The following is a 14,004-nucleotide window of genomic DNA, read 5'->3' on the forward strand; positions in this document are numbered from 1 at the left end:
CTTATTTGTCTTCGACACGCAGAATAGCGAGGAAAGCCTCTTGCGGGATTTCAACCGAGCCCACCTGCTTCATTCGCTTCTTGCCCGCCTTCTGCTTTTCAAGCAGCTTCTTCTTACGCGTGATATCACCGCCGTAGCATTTTGCCAGCACGTTCTTACGCAACGCTTTAATGTTTTCGCGCGCAATTATGTTCGAACCGATCGTGGCTTGAACCGCTACGTCGTACATCTGACGCGGAATCAGCTCGCGCATTTTCGCCGCCACTTCGCGGCCGCGGTACTGGCTTTGCGAACGGTGCACGATAACCGACAGCGCATCGACCTTGTCGCCGTTGATCAGCATGTCGACCTTCACGACGTCCGACGCGCGGTATTCCTTGAACTCGTAATCCATTGACGCATAACCGCGCGAAATCGACTTCAGACGGTCGAAGAAATCGAGCACGACTTCGCCCATCGGAATTTCGTACGTAAGCTGAACCTGACGACCGTGATACTGCATGTTGATCTGGTTGCCGCGCTTCTGCGTACACAACGTGATCACCGCGCCGACGTAGTCTTGCGGCATGTACAGGTTCACGGTGACGATCGGCTCGCGCACTTCCTCGATCTTCGACGGCTCCGGCATCTTGGCCGGATTCTCGACCATCAGGATCGTGCCGTCGCGCTGCAGGACTTCGTAGACCACGGTCGGCGCCGTCGTGATCAGGTCCATGTCGAACTCACGTTCGAGACGTTCCTGCACGATTTCCATGTGCAACAAACCGAGGAAGCCGCAGCGGAAACCGAACCCGAGCGCCTGCGACACTTCCGGTTCGTACTGCAGCGACGCGTCGTTCAGCTTCAGCTTTTCGAGCGAATCGCGCAGCGCGTCGTACTGATTCGCTTCGACCGGATAGAGACCCGCGAACACCTGCGGCTTCACTTCCTTGAAACCCGGCAGCGGCTCGGCCGCCGGCTGGTTCAAGAGCGTAACCGTGTCGCCGACCTTCGCCGCCGCGAGCTCCTTGATGCCGGCGATAATGAAGCCCACCTGCCCCGCCGACAGTGATTCGAGATCCTTCGACTTCGGCGTGAAGACGCCGATATGTTCAACCGGATACTGCGCGCCGGTTGCCATCAGCCGGATCTTGTCCTTCGGACGCAGCGTGCCGTTGACGATGCGCACCAGCATCACGACGCCGACGTAGTTGTCGAACCACGAGTCGATGATGAGAGCCTGCAGCGGCGCTTGCGGATCGCCCTTCGGCGGCGGCACTTTCGCGATCAGCGCTTCGAGCACGTCTTCGACGCCGAGGCCCGTTTTCGCGCTGCAACGCGTCGCGTCGGTCGCGTCGATGCCGATCACGTCCTCGATCTCGGCGATCGCGTTTTCGGGGTTCGCCGCCGGCAGATCGATCTTGTTCAACACCGGCACCACTTCGACGCCAAGTTCGATGGCCGTGTAGCAATTGGCGACGGTTTGCGCCTCCACACCTTGGCTCGCGTCGACGACGAGCAGCGCGCCTTCGCACGCGGACAGCGAGCGGCTGACTTCGTACGAGAAGTCGACGTGCCCCGGGGTGTCGATCATGTTCAGGTTGTAGAGCTGCCCATCGCGCGCGCGATACGACAACGCGGCGGTTTGCGCCTTGATGGTAATGCCGCGCTCGCGCTCGAGATCCATCGAGTCGAGCACCTGAGCTTCCATCTCGCGGTCCGACAAACCGCCACAAATCTGGATGATGCGATCGGCGAGCGTCGACTTGCCATGGTCGATGTGCGCGATGATCGAGAAGTTACGAATATGATCCATTCAGTGCCGATCAAGCGAAAAGGCGCGCCCGGACAATAGCGGAGCACGCCTTGTAAGTAGGTGAAAATCTTATCTATTTTAGCCGAAAAGCCCATCGGCCGGCGCATCTTGCGAAGCGCGGGCCTCAAGACGGCGTAGAGGATGCGAGAAACTTACCGCGCGCATCGCAGTGAGCCGCAGCAAAAATGCGCATGGATCGAGCGAAACCAGATGCCACGCGGGTGCGTATCAGGATGCCGCCGCGACACGCGATGCATGTGCAGCCAATGCTGCCCGCACGGGCGCTTCGTCGAGATGATAGTGGCACAGTTCGACGCCATCGCAAACCAGCACCGGCACCAACTCGTTGTAACGCGCTTCGAGCAACGGATCGCTGTCGACGTCGATCACCGCCAGCTGCGCTCCGAACTCGGCCAGCAATGGCTCGAGCGCAGCGCGCATGTCCTCGCACAGATGGCACCACGCGCGCCCATAGAGCGTGAGCGATGCCGTCTTCGTCATTTCTGTGCGCTGCGCGGACGAATCGGCACGAACTGCGTGTTGTCGCCGCGACGAACCAGCAACGCGACCATCTTCTGCGAATCGAGGTGTGAGGTCAGCTCGTCGAACTGTTTCGTGCTCGTCACATCCGTATCGCCAACCCGCAGGATGATGTCGCCCTTTTGGAGCCCGACACGCGCGGCCGGACCGTCGACCGCGTCGATCTGCACGCCGTTCTGAATCTTCAGCGCTTTCTGCTGATCGACGGGAATGTCGCTGACCGCGATGCCGAGCGCGTTGGTCGCGCGCTGCTTCGGCGCTTGCGGCTTCTTCTGATCCGCCTTCGCGACCTTGTCCGGCTGCATTTCTGCGATCGTGACCGGCAGTTCGCGCGTTTGACCCTTGCGCCAGATCGTGATCGACGTCTTCGTGCCCGGCTTCGTATCGCCGACCATGCGCGGCAGGTCCGTCGCCGTGTCGACCGAATGACCGTTGAACTTCAGGATGATGTCGCCCGGCTGCACGCCGGCCTTATCGGCGGGTCCGCCCGGCTCCACGCTGCTCACAAGCGCGCCCTGCGCCTTCGGCAAACCGAGCGAATCGGCGACGTCCTTCGTCACTTCACCGATCGCCACCGCGATGCGGCCGCGCACCACCTTGCCCGAACTCTTCAGCTGATCGGCCACGCGCATCGCCTCGTCGATCGGAATCGCGAACGAAATGCCCATGAACCCGCCGGTGCGGCTATAGATCTGCGAATTGATGCCGATCACCTCGCCCTGCATGTTGATCAACGGACCGCCCGAATTGCCCGGATTGACGGCCACGTCAGTCTGGATGAACGGCAGGTAGTCGCCGGTGTCGCGTCCCTTCGCGCTGACGATACCGGCAGTCACCGTGTTTTCGAGACCAAACGGCGAACCGATCGCGACGACCCATTCGCCGACGCGCACCTTGTTCGAGTCGCCGATCGTGATGGTCGGCAGATTCAATGCGTTGATCTTCACGACCGCGACGTCGGTACGGTCGTCGACGCCGATCAGCTTCGCCTTGAATTCGCGCTTGTCGGTCAGCGTCACGTAGATCGTGTCCGCGTCGTCGATGACGTGCGCGTTGGTCATCACGTAGCCGTCCGCCGACAGGATGAAGCCCGAGCCTACCCCGCTGTTCTGTTCGGCGTCCGAGTTGTCCGGTGAATCCGGGCTGCCGCCACTACCGCCGCCACCGCCGCCACCGTTATCACCCCCGTGCGGCGATTGCGGTGACTGCGGCAACGGAATCCCGAAGAAGCGCCGGAAGAACTCCGACATGTCGCCGTCGTCCATACCCGGCGGCAGGCCGCCGCGGGAACTACCGTTCGACACGCGCGTTGTCGTGCGAATGTTGACGACCGCCGGGCCGACCTTGTCGACGAGGTCGGTGAAGTCGGGCAGGTTGGCAGCGGGAGCCGCCGATGCCACATGCGGCACAAGCGGCAAGCACGCCGCCACCACTACGGCCGCGAGGAATTTGCGCACCGAGAAAGTCGTCATATCGTAGCAAGCCGAGGGATTTCAGGATTCGGAAGGGTTACTTCGGAGCTTTGTATTCTATGGCAGACGCGAACTGCTGCAATGTGGTTTGGGGCACCTCACCGAGCAGGGTAATCCAGAAGTCGCCCTGACGCTTGACCAGTACGTGCGTCGCGCCGCTATCGCCCGTGCCTTCCTTACGCGTATTTTTCTCGACGGGCTCGACGAACACCGAAATCGCCGCGAGGCCGTCGGAAAACACGGCCTGGTCGACCGGGATCGGAGGCTGCCCCGCCTCGCGCGACGCCATCGGACGACGCAACTGGCGGATCATATGGAAGCCCGGTACCGACGGCGTGATTTGCCAACCCTGCGCGGCGATGTCGACCGGCTCGAGTGGCGGACGCACTAGCGTCCAGCCCGTGAGATTGCGGATGCCGTTGACGATGCCCGTCTTGTCGACCGGCACGCCGATGCGGACCTGCGAAAACGACAACTGCTCGAGCACCTGACCGCTCGGATCGAGCGTCTGCGCGCGCAACAGCAGACCGGTCTTTTTGTCGGCCCACAGCTTGTACGCGAAGCGGTACGCGTCTTTCGGATCGAGTTCCATCACGAGGCTGTCGACGCCCGCGACGCGGTCGTCGCCAAGCATCTTCGGCTCGTAGACGGACAGCACCTGCTCGCCGTTCACCGACAGCAGCGCAGGGAATGAGTCCTTGTTCTGCCGTTTTTCGAAGACCACGATACGCCGCTCCGGCAAGAACGTGTACATATCGTCGTCGTGGCGCAGCATTTTGCGCGGCTTGCCGTCGAGGCTTTCGAGCTGCTCGAACTCGCCGTCCGTACGCGTGGAGTAATGTGCGATGCGCGACGTCTGCACGAAACTGCCGCGCTGATAGACGAACGCGCCCTCGTAGTTCTGCTGCTGGGCGGCCTGATGGATGCGATCGAGCAGTTCCGCGGCCGTGCGACGGGCGACGGCAGGATCGTCTTGTGCGAAGACCCGCGGTGTTGCGGACAACAACACGGCTGCACAGAACAGAAATGCTGGCAACCGCCCCCAGATAGTCGTTTTATTGAACCGCGGAGTCTGCATCAAACTATTGGCCCTGCGTGGAGACTGAGGCAGCGCGAATCACCGGCATCGAGCCTGCCATCGCCGGTTGTTGCGCGAATTGCTGATGAGCTTCGAGGTATTGATCGAGGCTCGCGTCGCGAATGATGTTGGAGTCCTGCCCGGGCACCGAGGCCATGGCGACACGCTGCACCGCGTCGCCGTGCGATTGGACCGAAGCGAGCTGGGCACCCGAACCACCCGGCACGCCCTGCAGTTGCGGCACGACGATCCAGGTCAACGTAGCGGCCGCGGCAGCGACGGCAAAAGCCGGCACGACTCGCCGGCGCAGCCCGAGCAGGCGGCGCGCGACCGATGCGGATGCGGCGGCGGGCGCCAGCACATGCGGCTCGCTTTCAAGACGCGCGGCAAAGCCGCTCAGAAAGGCACTGCTCCGTGCGGGGCTGACTGCCAGATCGTCGGAACGTAGCGCGTCGCCGATCAGGTGGTAGCTCGACCAGGCAGCGCGATTGTCGCCGTCCAGCTCCGCAAGAAACTTGTCCAGATTCAGATGCTCTTCGCCGAACAACTCACCGTCGACGAAAGCTGACAGACGCTCGCCGTGCGAGCCCGCTTGCGATTGCATCGAGACCGACCCCATGATGCTCCCCATCTTCCAAATACCCCGTAGTGACACCACTAATCCAGATATTGCACCGCTGCCCCGCCAAGCCGGCTGGACGTTCGGAAACGTCTACCAGCGCTTGCCTTCGGGTGTGTCAAGCAACGGTCGCAATTTTGCCGCAATGGCTTCGCGAGCGCGGAAAATTCGTGATCTGACTGTGCCGATCGGGCAACCCATCATCTCGGCGATTTCCTCGTAACTCAAACCCTCAATTTCTCGGAGAGTAATGGCGGTGCGCAATTCTTCCGGCAAAACCGCCATCGCAGCATTGACCGTCTCAGCGATCTGCTTGCTCATCAACATCGACTCAGGCGTGTTGATATCCCTTAGTTGGTCGGCATCGGAGAAAGTTTCAGCTTCTTCAGCATCCGCTTCGGTCGAGGTCGGCGCGCGCCGGCCTTGGGTGGCAAGGTAGTTCTTCGCGGTATTGACCGCAATCCGGTACAACCACGTATAAAACGCCGATTCACCGCGAAACTGCGGCAACGCGCGATACGCCTTGATAAAAGCGTCTTGCGCGACGTCTTCGACTTCGGCGGGGTCCCGCACGAGACGCGAGATCAGCCGGAGAATCTTGCGGTGGTATTTGGAGACCAGAAGCTCGAACGCGGCCTTGTCGCCCTTCTGGACGCGCTCGACCAGCACCTGATCAATTTCTTTTTCGCTCACCTGATAAATCCGTTAACTATAGGGCGCATGGCGGGGGACCATTGTAGCGTCCCCCTCGTGAGGGCACGTTACTACGGTAACAGCGGTTACAGTCGTTACAGTCAGGCGCCCGCCGCACGCCGGCCCAGCACGGAAAGTTCGCGGAAAACAGGGGACGGCAGCGCGTCCGCGGCGAGCAGCAGGGAGCGCGTGCGACCCGTCGTTACACGCATGAGGCCGCGCCTTCGACCACCCTCGGGCTCGAGCTCAAGCACCAGCAAACGGCCGCTCCACTGCGCGCAACCGACCACGCGGCCCCGCGCGAGCAACTCACCCGCGTGGTTCCAGGCGGAAATCTCGCTCATCGCGACATGCAGCGCGATGGCCTGTGCCGCATCATGCCTCGCCGCGCAGAGCATGAGCAGTGCTGCGACGGCGAGCGTCAACGGAGCGGCCTGCCAAGCGCCCACTCGCGGCGCAAGACAGGTATAAACGGCTAACGTCGCAATCAGCACGAACGCTCCCACCGCGGCACGCATTGCGATAGAGCGACGCAGCGTGATCCGCTGCGCTGCCCTACTCAACGTTGCCGGCGCGGGGGAAAGCGCCGGCGAAGCCGGCGTCGTGAACTGACGCGTCACCCGAGATCAGGCGCGCTTGAACACCAGCGTGCCGTTCGTGCCGCCGAACCCGAACGAGTTCTTCAGCGCGACGTCGATCTTCATTTTCCGCGCGGTGTTCGCGCAGTAATCGAGATCACAGGCCGGGTCCTGGTTGAAAATATTGATGGTCGGAGGCGACACCTGGTGATGCACGGCGAGCACCGTGAACACCGACTCCAGACCGCCAGCGCCGCCCAGCAGGTGACCCGTCATCGACTTGGTCGAGTTGACGACCATGTTCTTCGCGTGGTCGCCGAACGCCCGCTTGATGCCGGTCGTTTCCGCCAGATCGCCGAGCGGCGTGGACGTGCCGTGCGCGTTCAGGTAGCTCACCTGATCGCCGTTGATGCCCGCGTTCTTCAGCGCTGCGAGCATGCAGCGGCGTGCGCCGTCACCGTCTTCGAGCGGCGCGGTCATGTGATACGCATCGCCGCTCATGCCGTAGCCGCCGATTTCCGCGTAGATCTTCGCACCGCGCGCCTTTGCGTGCTCGTATTCTTCGAGCACCATTACGCCGGCGCCTTCGCCCAGCACGAAGCCGTCGCGGTCCTTGTCCCACGGACGGCTCGCGGTAGCCGGATCGTCATTGCGTTGCGACAGCGCGCGCGCCGCCGCAAAGCCGCCGACACCGAGCGGCGACACGGTCGATTCCGCGCCGCCCGCGATCATCACGTCGGCGTCGCCATATTCGATCAGGCGCGAAGCCTCGCCGATGCAGTGCAGACCGGTCGTACACGCGGTAACGATCGACAGATTCGGACCCTTGATGCCGAACTTGATCGACAGGTGGCCGGAAATCATGTTGATGATCGAAGCCGGCACGAAGAATGGCGAAATGCGACGCGGGCCGCGATTGAGCAATTCGGTTTGGGTGATTTCGATCATCGGCAGACCGCCGATGCCCGAACCGACCACCACGCCAATGCGCTCCGAATTCTCGTCGGTGACTTCGAGGCCGCTGTCCCGCATCGCCTGGATGCCCGCAGCCACGCCGTAATGGATGAACGTATCCATGTGGCGCGCTTCCTTACCGGGAATGTAGTCCTCGATATTGAAGCCCTTCACCTCGCCGGCGAAACGAGTCGAGAAGTTCGACGCATCGAACTTCGTGATATTGGCAATCCCAGACTTGCCGGCGACCAGATTGGCCCAGCCATCGGCAACATTATTGCCAACAGGCGAAATCAGCCCCAGGCCTGTAACAACAACACGACGGCGGCTCACGGTAACCCCTTTTTCATAAATGACAAAAAGCAAAAGCCACAGCGGCCACAGGAATCGCCCTGTGTGCCCTGTGGCTGTTTAAGTCGGCAATCGCGCGGAAAGTTGCGCTGTCAACATCGCTGGCTCCTGCGTGGCAAGCGGCGCGACGTATGGTGTGCCATGGACACGCCCGATAGCGTCGACCGTGCTGGCGCCGGCAAGCGGCACGGCAGGGCGTCATGCGCGGCCCGTGCAGAAACGCAGGCGCGAATGACCTTAGGCCTTGACGTTCGCGCGAGCGTAGTCGATCGCTTGCTGAACGGTGGTGATCTTCTCGGCTTCTTCATCTGGAATTTCCATGCCGAATTCGTCTTCGAGGGCCATCACGAGCTCAACGGTGTCGAGCGAGTCGGCGCCGAGATCGTTCACGAACGACGCTTCGTTCTTGATTTCCGCTTCCGCAACGCCAAGTTGTTCCGCGACGATCTTCTTGACGCGCTGTTCGATATTGTCCATTACCCCTCCAAGGGAAAAGAAGTTCAAAAATACAGGTGCGCGCATTTTATCAGGTTTGACCCGGCAAAAAAGCGGCGCATCGGGTTCCTGTCAACGCATGCGCCTCGTGCTTTCCGCAAACGCATCAAGGCGCGGATAGTAACCGAAATTGGTTACTGCATATACATGCCGCCGTTCACGTGCAGCGTCGTGCCGGTGATGTAGCCCGCTTGCGGCGACGCGAGGAACGCGACCGCGTGCGCGATGTCTTCCGGGCTGCCGAGACGGCCGAGCGGAATCTGCGTTTTCAGCGCGGTCTGCTGCTCTTCGGGCAGCGCCTTCGTCATGTCGGTATCGATGAAACCAGGTGCCACGCAATTGACCGTGATGCCGCGGCTGCCGATCTCGCGCGCAAGCGCGCGCGTCATGCCCGCGACGCCGGCCTTCGCGGCCGCGTAGTTGATCTGCCCCGGGTTGCCGGCCGAGCCGACCACCGACGTGATGTTGATGATCCGACCGCCCTTCGCTTTCATCATCGGACGCAGCACCGCACGCGACAGACGAAACACCGACTTCAAGTTGGTGTCGACCACGGCGTCCCAGTCGTCGTCCTTCATGCGCATCGCCAGTTGATCCTGCGTGATGCCTGCGTTGTTCACCAGCACGTTCAGCGCGCCGAATTCCTTGAGCGTGCCGTCGATCAGCGCTTCGGCCGCAGCCGCGTCGTTGACGTCGAGCACCGCGCCGCGGCCGTTCACGCCCGCCGCCTTGAACGCTTCGGTGATCGCCGTCGCGCCGCTTTCGCTCGTCGCGGTGCCGATGACCGTCGCGCCCTGACGCGCGAGTTCCATCGCGATCGCACGGCCGATGCCGCGCGACGCACCCGTCACGATTGCGATCTGCTTGTCGAGAGTATTTTCCATCTGTCAGTCCGGATGCCCTTCAAATAGGGCCGATTGATTCTTGTTGATTCGTCTGTCGAGGGATGCCGCGGCAGCGCGGCATTGCTCTGTCGATACCCGTTCGCGAATGCGCGCTCAGTCTGCCGTCACGAGCTTCAGCGTTTCTTCGAGCGACGCCGGATCGAACACCGACGCGCCGACGAGATTGCCGTCGATGCGCCTGGTCAAACCCGCAAGGACCTTGCCCGGGCCGCATTCGATCACGTGCGTGACGCCCTGCGCTGCCATTGCCTGTACGCATTCGACCCAGCGCACCGCACCAGCCGCCTGGCGCACGAGCGCGTCCTTGATTTTGGCCGGCTCGTTGACCACGGCGACATCGACGTTGTTGATGACGGGAATCGACGGCACCTGCACGTCGATGCTCGCGAGGTATTCGCGCAATTGATCCGACGCCGGCTTGAGCAGCGACGAGTGGAACGGCGCCGACACCGGCAGCGGCAGCGCGCGCTTCGCGCCCTTCGCCTTCGCGACTTCGCAGGCTTTCTCGACCGCGGCTTTGTGGCCCGCGATCACGACTTGCGCCGGCGCGTTGAAATTGACCGCTTCGACGACGCCCGCCGCCGACGCTTCCGCGCAGACCGCGCGCACCGTGTCGTCGTCGAGGCCGAGAATCGCGGCCATGCCGCCTTCGCCCACCGGTACCGCGGTTTGCATCGCCTGCGCACGGAAACGCACGAGCGGCACCGCGTCGCGGAACGCAAGCGCGCCGGCCGCGACGAGCGCCGTGTATTCACCAAGGCTATGGCCGGCGACGAGCGCTGGCGCCGGGCCGCCCGCCTGCTGCCACGCGCGATAGATAGCGTAGCCCGCAGTCAGCATGACCGGCTGAGTATTGGTGGTGAGATTGAGATCTTCGGCGGGGCCTTCGGCGATCAGCTTGCCGAGGTCCTGGTTGAGTGCGTCGGAGGCTTCCTGAACCGTCTCACGCACGATTGCGTAATCGGCGAATGCGTTGAGCATGCCGACCGCCTGCGAACCCTGCCCAGGAAAAACGAACGCGAATTTCATATCGTCCCCAAAAATCTGTTTAATCGGATGTGGCAGCCGGCCGCGGCTGCCAGATGGCGCGCGGTGTTATTCCGGCCGCACGGGCGCCTCCAGCAACACCACGGAATGCGTCGTCCCGCTCAGTAGCGAATGACCGACGCGCCCCACGTGAAGCCGCCGCCGACGCCTTCGATCAGCACGTTATGGCCGCGCTTGATGCGGCCGTCGCGCACCGCGACGTCGAGTGCAAGCGGAATGGACGCCGCCGACGTATTGCCGTGCTCGCCCACCGTGACGACCATGCGCTCCTGCAGCAGGCCAAGCTTGCGGCAGGTGCTTTGCATGATGCGGATGTTGGCCTGATGCGGAATCAGCCAGTCGATCTGCTCGGGCTTCAGATCGGCTTTTTCCAATGCTTCGATCGCGACCTTCTCGAGCACGTTGACGGCAAGCTTGAACACCGCCTGACCGTCCATGTGCAGGAACGCGCTGCCGGCGACCACGCCGCCATTCACGTTGCCCGGCGTGCACAGAATGTTCGAATGGCTGCCGTCCGCGTGCAGCGCGCTCGAAAGCACGCCCGGTTCGTCGGACGCTTGCAGGATCACTGCGCCGGCCCCGTCGCCGAACAGCACGCAGGTGGTGCGGTCGTTGAAATCGAGAATGCGCGAGAAAGTTTCCGCGCCGACCACGAGCGCCGTGCGATGCTGGCCGCTGCGAATCAGGGCGTCCACCGTCGCCACCGCATAGGCGAAGCCGGAGCAGACCGCCTGTACGTCGAACGCGGCACCGTGATTCTTGATCCCGAGCTTGTTCTGCAGCAGGCAGGCGGTGCTCGGGAACACGAAGTCCGGCGTGGAGGTGGCGACGACGATCAGGTCGATGGACTGCGGATCGATGTCCGCCGCTTCGATCGCTCGCTGCGAGGCGATCAACGCGAGGTCGCTGGTCATGACGTCCGGCTCGGCGAAGTGACGCGCATGGATGCCCGTGCGCGCAACGATCCATTCGTCGCTCGTTTCGACGCCTTGCCTGGCGAGACGCTCAGCCAGATCCTGATTGGTGACGCGGTTGGGCGGCAGACAGCTGCCGGTGCCCAGCACGCGGGAGTAGATTGTGGATTGAGCCATTATGCCTTCGAGGATTGCGCAGCGTAGGGCTCGGCCGGCTGGCCTGCGATCGGGCTTGCGTGACCCGCACCGCTTGCGTCGCGCGCCGCCTGTTCGAGAGAACCTGCGTTCTCTTCCATCGCTCGCGCAAGGCGCTCCAGCACGCCGTTTTTGACGGCATCATACCCGCGTTTGATAGCCCACTCAAACGCGTACGCATCGGCTGAACCGTGGCTTTTGATCACGAGACCGCGCAAGCCGAGCAGCGCGGCGCCATTGTATTGCCGATGATCGACGCGTTTCTTGAAGCGCATCAATACCGGCAGCGCGAGCACCGCCATCACCTTGGTCAGCCACGAACGGCCGAACTCTTCCTTGATGATGTTGGACAGCATCTGCGCGAGACCTTCCGACGTCTTCAGCGCGACATTGCCGACAAAGCCATCGCAGACGATCACGTCGACGGTGCCCTTGTAGATGTCGTCGCCTTCGACATTGCCGTGAAAGTTCAGTGTACTCGCACGCAACAGTTCGCCGGCGCGTTTGATGATGTCGTTGCCCTTGATGACTTCTTCACCGATGTTGAGCAGACCGATGGTGGGTCGCTCCTTTCCTTCGAGCGCGGACACGAGCGCGTGCCCCATCTCGGCGAACTGCAGCAGATGCTGCGGCTCGCAGTCGACGTTGGCGCCCAGGTCGAGCATCATCGTATAGCCGGTGGGATTAGGGAGGGCAAACGCGATGGCCGGGCGTTCGATGCCCGACAGCGTTTTCAGCACATAGCGCGAGACCGCCATCAACGCGCCGGTATTGCCGGCGGAAATGCAGGCTTGCGCCTCGCCTTCCTTGACGCGGTTCAGCGCCACGCGCATCGACGAATCTTTTTTCTTGCGCAGCGCAACCTCGACCGGGTCGTCCATCGCGACGACCTCGGTAGCAGGTACGACGGTCAGCGCCGGCAGATCCTGAGCCTTGAGCTTCTTCAACTGCGCACGAATCGCACTTTCAATGCCGACGAGCAGCAACTGCGCATCAGGATGCGAACGAACGAAATTGACGGCAGCGGGAACGGTCACGGACGGGCCGTGGTCGCCTCCCATGCAATCTATCGTGAGCTTTACTGTCATGGAGTGCGACGAATTTCAGACACAAAAAAGCGGCAGTTGAATGCCGCCTTTTTGCCGAACCGAGAAAATGTCAAGCGAGCCGATCGCTACGCGAAACGCCACAGGGCGCATCGCAGTCAACGATTAGTCGTTCTTCGTCTTGACGACTTTCTTGCCGCGATAGTAGCCGTTCGGGCTAATGTGGTGACGCAGATGCACTTCGCCCGTGCTCGGCTCGACGGCCAGCGGCGCTGTCGTCAGGAAATCGTGCGAACGGTGCATGCCGCGCTTCGACGGCGACTTCTTGTTTTGTTGAACTGCCATGACTAAAACTCCAAAAAATTTTCCGAATTCTAACACAGCCCGACACGGACTTAACCACAGGCCGAATGGCCAATGCGCCCGCATCGCGCCCCCTGCAACTGTTTAGTGCTTCTTGCCGCCCGGTTCGTCGCGTTTCAGACTTTCCAGCGCCGCGAACGGATTGCGCCGCTCGCTGGACTGGTCCGGCTTGCTGGGATCGCCAGCTTCTTTCTGCGCGGCTTCGTCGCCCTCGCCTTCGCTACCGTCCGCGCCCGAGACAAGGCTCTCATGCACTTCGGGACAGACCTCGTGTTTGGGCACGAGCGGCAAGGAAAGCAGCAACTCTTCTTCGATCAAGTCGATGAGATCGAACTGGCGCGAGCCGACGATCACCTCGACTTCATCCTCGTCGAGCGGAAACTCTTCGGCTTCCGCCTCCGTATTGACGATCCGGTAAGTTGCATCGACGTTGAACGCCTGCGAATACGGCGTCAAGCACCGCTGGCATTCGAGCCACGCGGCACCGTGAATCGCCAGCCGCAGATAAGGCTGGGAACCTTCGGTGCCATCGTCCTGCAATTCCGGCTGCGTCGTCCCTTCGGCCTGCCATGTGAACGCGGTGTCGCGATCTGGCGCTTCCGCCGGGACTTCGTTTAACATGCGCGGCAGTTGCGAGACGCGCACGACACCCGCGGCCTGACGCCCGCTCCGCGTAAATTCGAACAGATCGAGTTCATGCGGGTCGGACAGACCTGCAGGTTTGCCAGGATGTTGAGTCATGTGCGCTCCTGCGTCGGCAAGCATGTTGCGGGGGTGATTCGCGAAGGATGATCAGATCCGCCGCGAAGATAATCCGGTATGCAGGTAGCCAGTGGAGTCCGCGGCCGTTGCGTTCAACCCGGCCGTGCTTTCTTCAACCTGCGCCGAGCCCCTTCAAGTGCAAGCATACCGTGAAAAGCCCAAAATCATATCCGTTTTGTCTTTTCGAGTCAAACACT

15 protein-coding genes are annotated in these 14,004 nt (G+C 62.0%); all 15 read right to left on the reverse strand.

Annotated elements, in window-relative coordinates; translation table 11 throughout:
* Position 1: 1 nt before the first annotated feature.
* Positions 2 to 1,795, reverse strand: a complete 1,794-nt coding sequence (gene lepA, locus HDG39_RS12720) for a translation elongation factor 4 (RefSeq protein WP_184006269.1) — start codon at positions 1,793 to 1,795, stop codon at positions 2 to 4.
* Between the two features lie 228 nt (positions 1,796 to 2,023).
* Positions 2,024 to 2,296, reverse strand: coding sequence for a glutaredoxin family protein (locus tag HDG39_RS12725; RefSeq protein WP_018421278.1), 273 nt, complete (start codon positions 2,294 to 2,296; stop codon positions 2,024 to 2,026).
* A complete protein-coding gene (locus HDG39_RS12730; protein WP_184006270.1) occupies positions 2,293 to 3,807 on the reverse strand; it encodes a DegQ family serine endoprotease in 1,515 nt (504 codons plus the stop codon). Before HDG39_RS12730 ends, HDG39_RS12725 begins: the two co-directional genes overlap by 4 nt.
* A 37-nt stretch (positions 3,808 to 3,844) precedes the next feature.
* Positions 3,845 to 4,885, reverse strand: coding sequence for a MucB/RseB C-terminal domain-containing protein (locus tag HDG39_RS12735; protein ID WP_184006271.1), 1,041 nt, complete (start codon positions 4,883 to 4,885; stop codon positions 3,845 to 3,847).
* A 4-nt stretch (positions 4,886 to 4,889) separates the two neighbouring features.
* Positions 4,890 to 5,504, reverse strand: coding sequence for a sigma-E factor negative regulatory protein (locus HDG39_RS12740; protein WP_018421281.1), 615 nt, complete (start codon positions 5,502 to 5,504; stop codon positions 4,890 to 4,892).
* 93 nt (positions 5,505 to 5,597) lie between these two features.
* Complete coding sequence (gene rpoE / locus HDG39_RS12745; RefSeq protein WP_006051939.1) at positions 5,598 to 6,197, reverse strand: RNA polymerase sigma factor RpoE; 600 nt, start codon at positions 6,195 to 6,197, stop codon at positions 5,598 to 5,600.
* Positions 6,198 to 6,298: 101 nt separating this feature from the next.
* Complete coding sequence (locus tag HDG39_RS12750) at positions 6,299 to 6,622, reverse strand: hypothetical protein (RefSeq protein ID WP_409339019.1); 324 nt, start codon at positions 6,620 to 6,622, stop codon at positions 6,299 to 6,301.
* A 201-nt stretch (positions 6,623 to 6,823) separates the two neighbouring features.
* The gene (gene fabF / locus HDG39_RS12755) at positions 6,824 to 8,062 is read right to left on the reverse strand and encodes a beta-ketoacyl-ACP synthase II (protein ID WP_184006272.1); all 1,239 of its coding nucleotides are present in this window, start codon (positions 8,060 to 8,062) and stop codon (positions 6,824 to 6,826) included.
* Positions 8,063 to 8,317: 255 nt separating this feature from the next.
* On the reverse strand, positions 8,318 to 8,557 hold the full coding sequence (gene acpP, locus HDG39_RS12760) for an acyl carrier protein (RefSeq protein ID WP_004197638.1): 240 nt from the start codon (positions 8,555 to 8,557) through the stop codon (positions 8,318 to 8,320).
* Between the two features lie 152 nt (positions 8,558 to 8,709).
* The gene (gene fabG, locus HDG39_RS12765) at positions 8,710 to 9,459 is read right to left on the reverse strand and encodes a 3-oxoacyl-ACP reductase FabG (RefSeq protein WP_184006273.1); all 750 of its coding nucleotides are present in this window, start codon (positions 9,457 to 9,459) and stop codon (positions 8,710 to 8,712) included.
* A 114-nt stretch (positions 9,460 to 9,573) separates the two neighbouring features.
* A complete protein-coding gene (gene fabD / locus HDG39_RS12770; protein ID WP_184006274.1) occupies positions 9,574 to 10,509 on the reverse strand; it encodes an ACP S-malonyltransferase in 936 nt (311 codons plus the stop codon).
* Positions 10,510 to 10,628: 119 nt separating this feature from the next.
* Complete coding sequence (locus tag HDG39_RS12775; RefSeq protein ID WP_018421286.1) at positions 10,629 to 11,618, reverse strand: beta-ketoacyl-ACP synthase III; 990 nt, start codon at positions 11,616 to 11,618, stop codon at positions 10,629 to 10,631.
* Positions 11,618 to 12,724: a phosphate acyltransferase PlsX gene (plsX, locus tag HDG39_RS12780; RefSeq protein ID WP_013090058.1), complete on the reverse strand. Its 1,107-nt coding sequence runs from the start codon at positions 12,722 to 12,724 to the stop codon at positions 11,618 to 11,620. The genes HDG39_RS12775 and plsX overlap by 1 nt, the downstream gene beginning before the upstream one ends.
* A 123-nt stretch (positions 12,725 to 12,847) precedes the next feature.
* Positions 12,848 to 13,027 (reverse strand): 50S ribosomal protein L32, encoded by a 180-nt coding sequence (gene rpmF / locus HDG39_RS12785; protein WP_018421288.1) that lies wholly within the window; start codon positions 13,025 to 13,027, stop codon positions 12,848 to 12,850.
* A 102-nt stretch (positions 13,028 to 13,129) separates the two neighbouring features.
* Entirely contained in the window at positions 13,130 to 13,786 is a 657-nt protein-coding gene (locus HDG39_RS12790) for a DUF177 domain-containing protein (RefSeq protein ID WP_184006275.1), read from the reverse strand.
* Positions 13,787 to 14,004: the final 218 nt, after the last annotated feature.

The organism is Paraburkholderia lebeckiae (assembly GCF_014201005.1).
Classification (GTDB): Bacteria; Pseudomonadota; Gammaproteobacteria; order Burkholderiales; family Burkholderiaceae; genus Paraburkholderia; species Paraburkholderia tuberum.

Bases quoted from the DNA above. Each gene is read 5' to 3' on its own strand.
- lepA (WP_184006269.1), bottom strand. From the start codon at position 1,795: ATGGATCATATTCGTAACTTCTCGATCATCGCGCACATCGACCATGGC.
- HDG39_RS12725 (WP_018421278.1), bottom strand. From the start codon at position 2,296: ATGACGAAGACGGCATCGCTCACGCTCTATGGGCGCGCGTGGTGCCAT.
- HDG39_RS12730 (WP_184006270.1), bottom strand. From the start codon at position 3,807: ATGACGACTTTCTCGGTGCGCAAATTCCTCGCGGCCGTAGTGGTGGCG.
- HDG39_RS12735 (WP_184006271.1), bottom strand. From the start codon at position 4,885: ATGCAGACTCCGCGGTTCAATAAAACGACTATCTGGGGGCGGTTGCCA.
- HDG39_RS12740 (WP_018421281.1), bottom strand. From the start codon at position 5,504: ATGGGGTCGGTCTCGATGCAATCGCAAGCGGGCTCGCACGGCGAGCGT.
- acpP (WP_004197638.1), bottom strand. From the start codon at position 8,557: ATGGACAATATCGAACAGCGCGTCAAGAAGATCGTCGCGGAACAACTT.
- fabG (WP_184006273.1), bottom strand. From the start codon at position 9,459: ATGGAAAATACTCTCGACAAGCAGATCGCAATCGTGACGGGTGCGTCG.
- fabD (WP_184006274.1), bottom strand. From the start codon at position 10,509: ATGAAATTCGCGTTCGTTTTTCCTGGGCAGGGTTCGCAGGCGGTCGGC.
- HDG39_RS12775 (WP_018421286.1), bottom strand. From the start codon at position 11,618: ATGGCTCAATCCACAATCTACTCCCGCGTGCTGGGCACCGGCAGCTGT.
- plsX (WP_013090058.1), bottom strand. From the start codon at position 12,724: ATGACAGTAAAGCTCACGATAGATTGCATGGGAGGCGACCACGGCCCG.
- rpmF (WP_018421288.1), bottom strand. From the start codon at position 13,027: ATGGCAGTTCAACAAAACAAGAAGTCGCCGTCGAAGCGCGGCATGCAC.
- HDG39_RS12790 (WP_184006275.1), bottom strand. From the start codon at position 13,786: ATGACTCAACATCCTGGCAAACCTGCAGGTCTGTCCGACCCGCATGAA.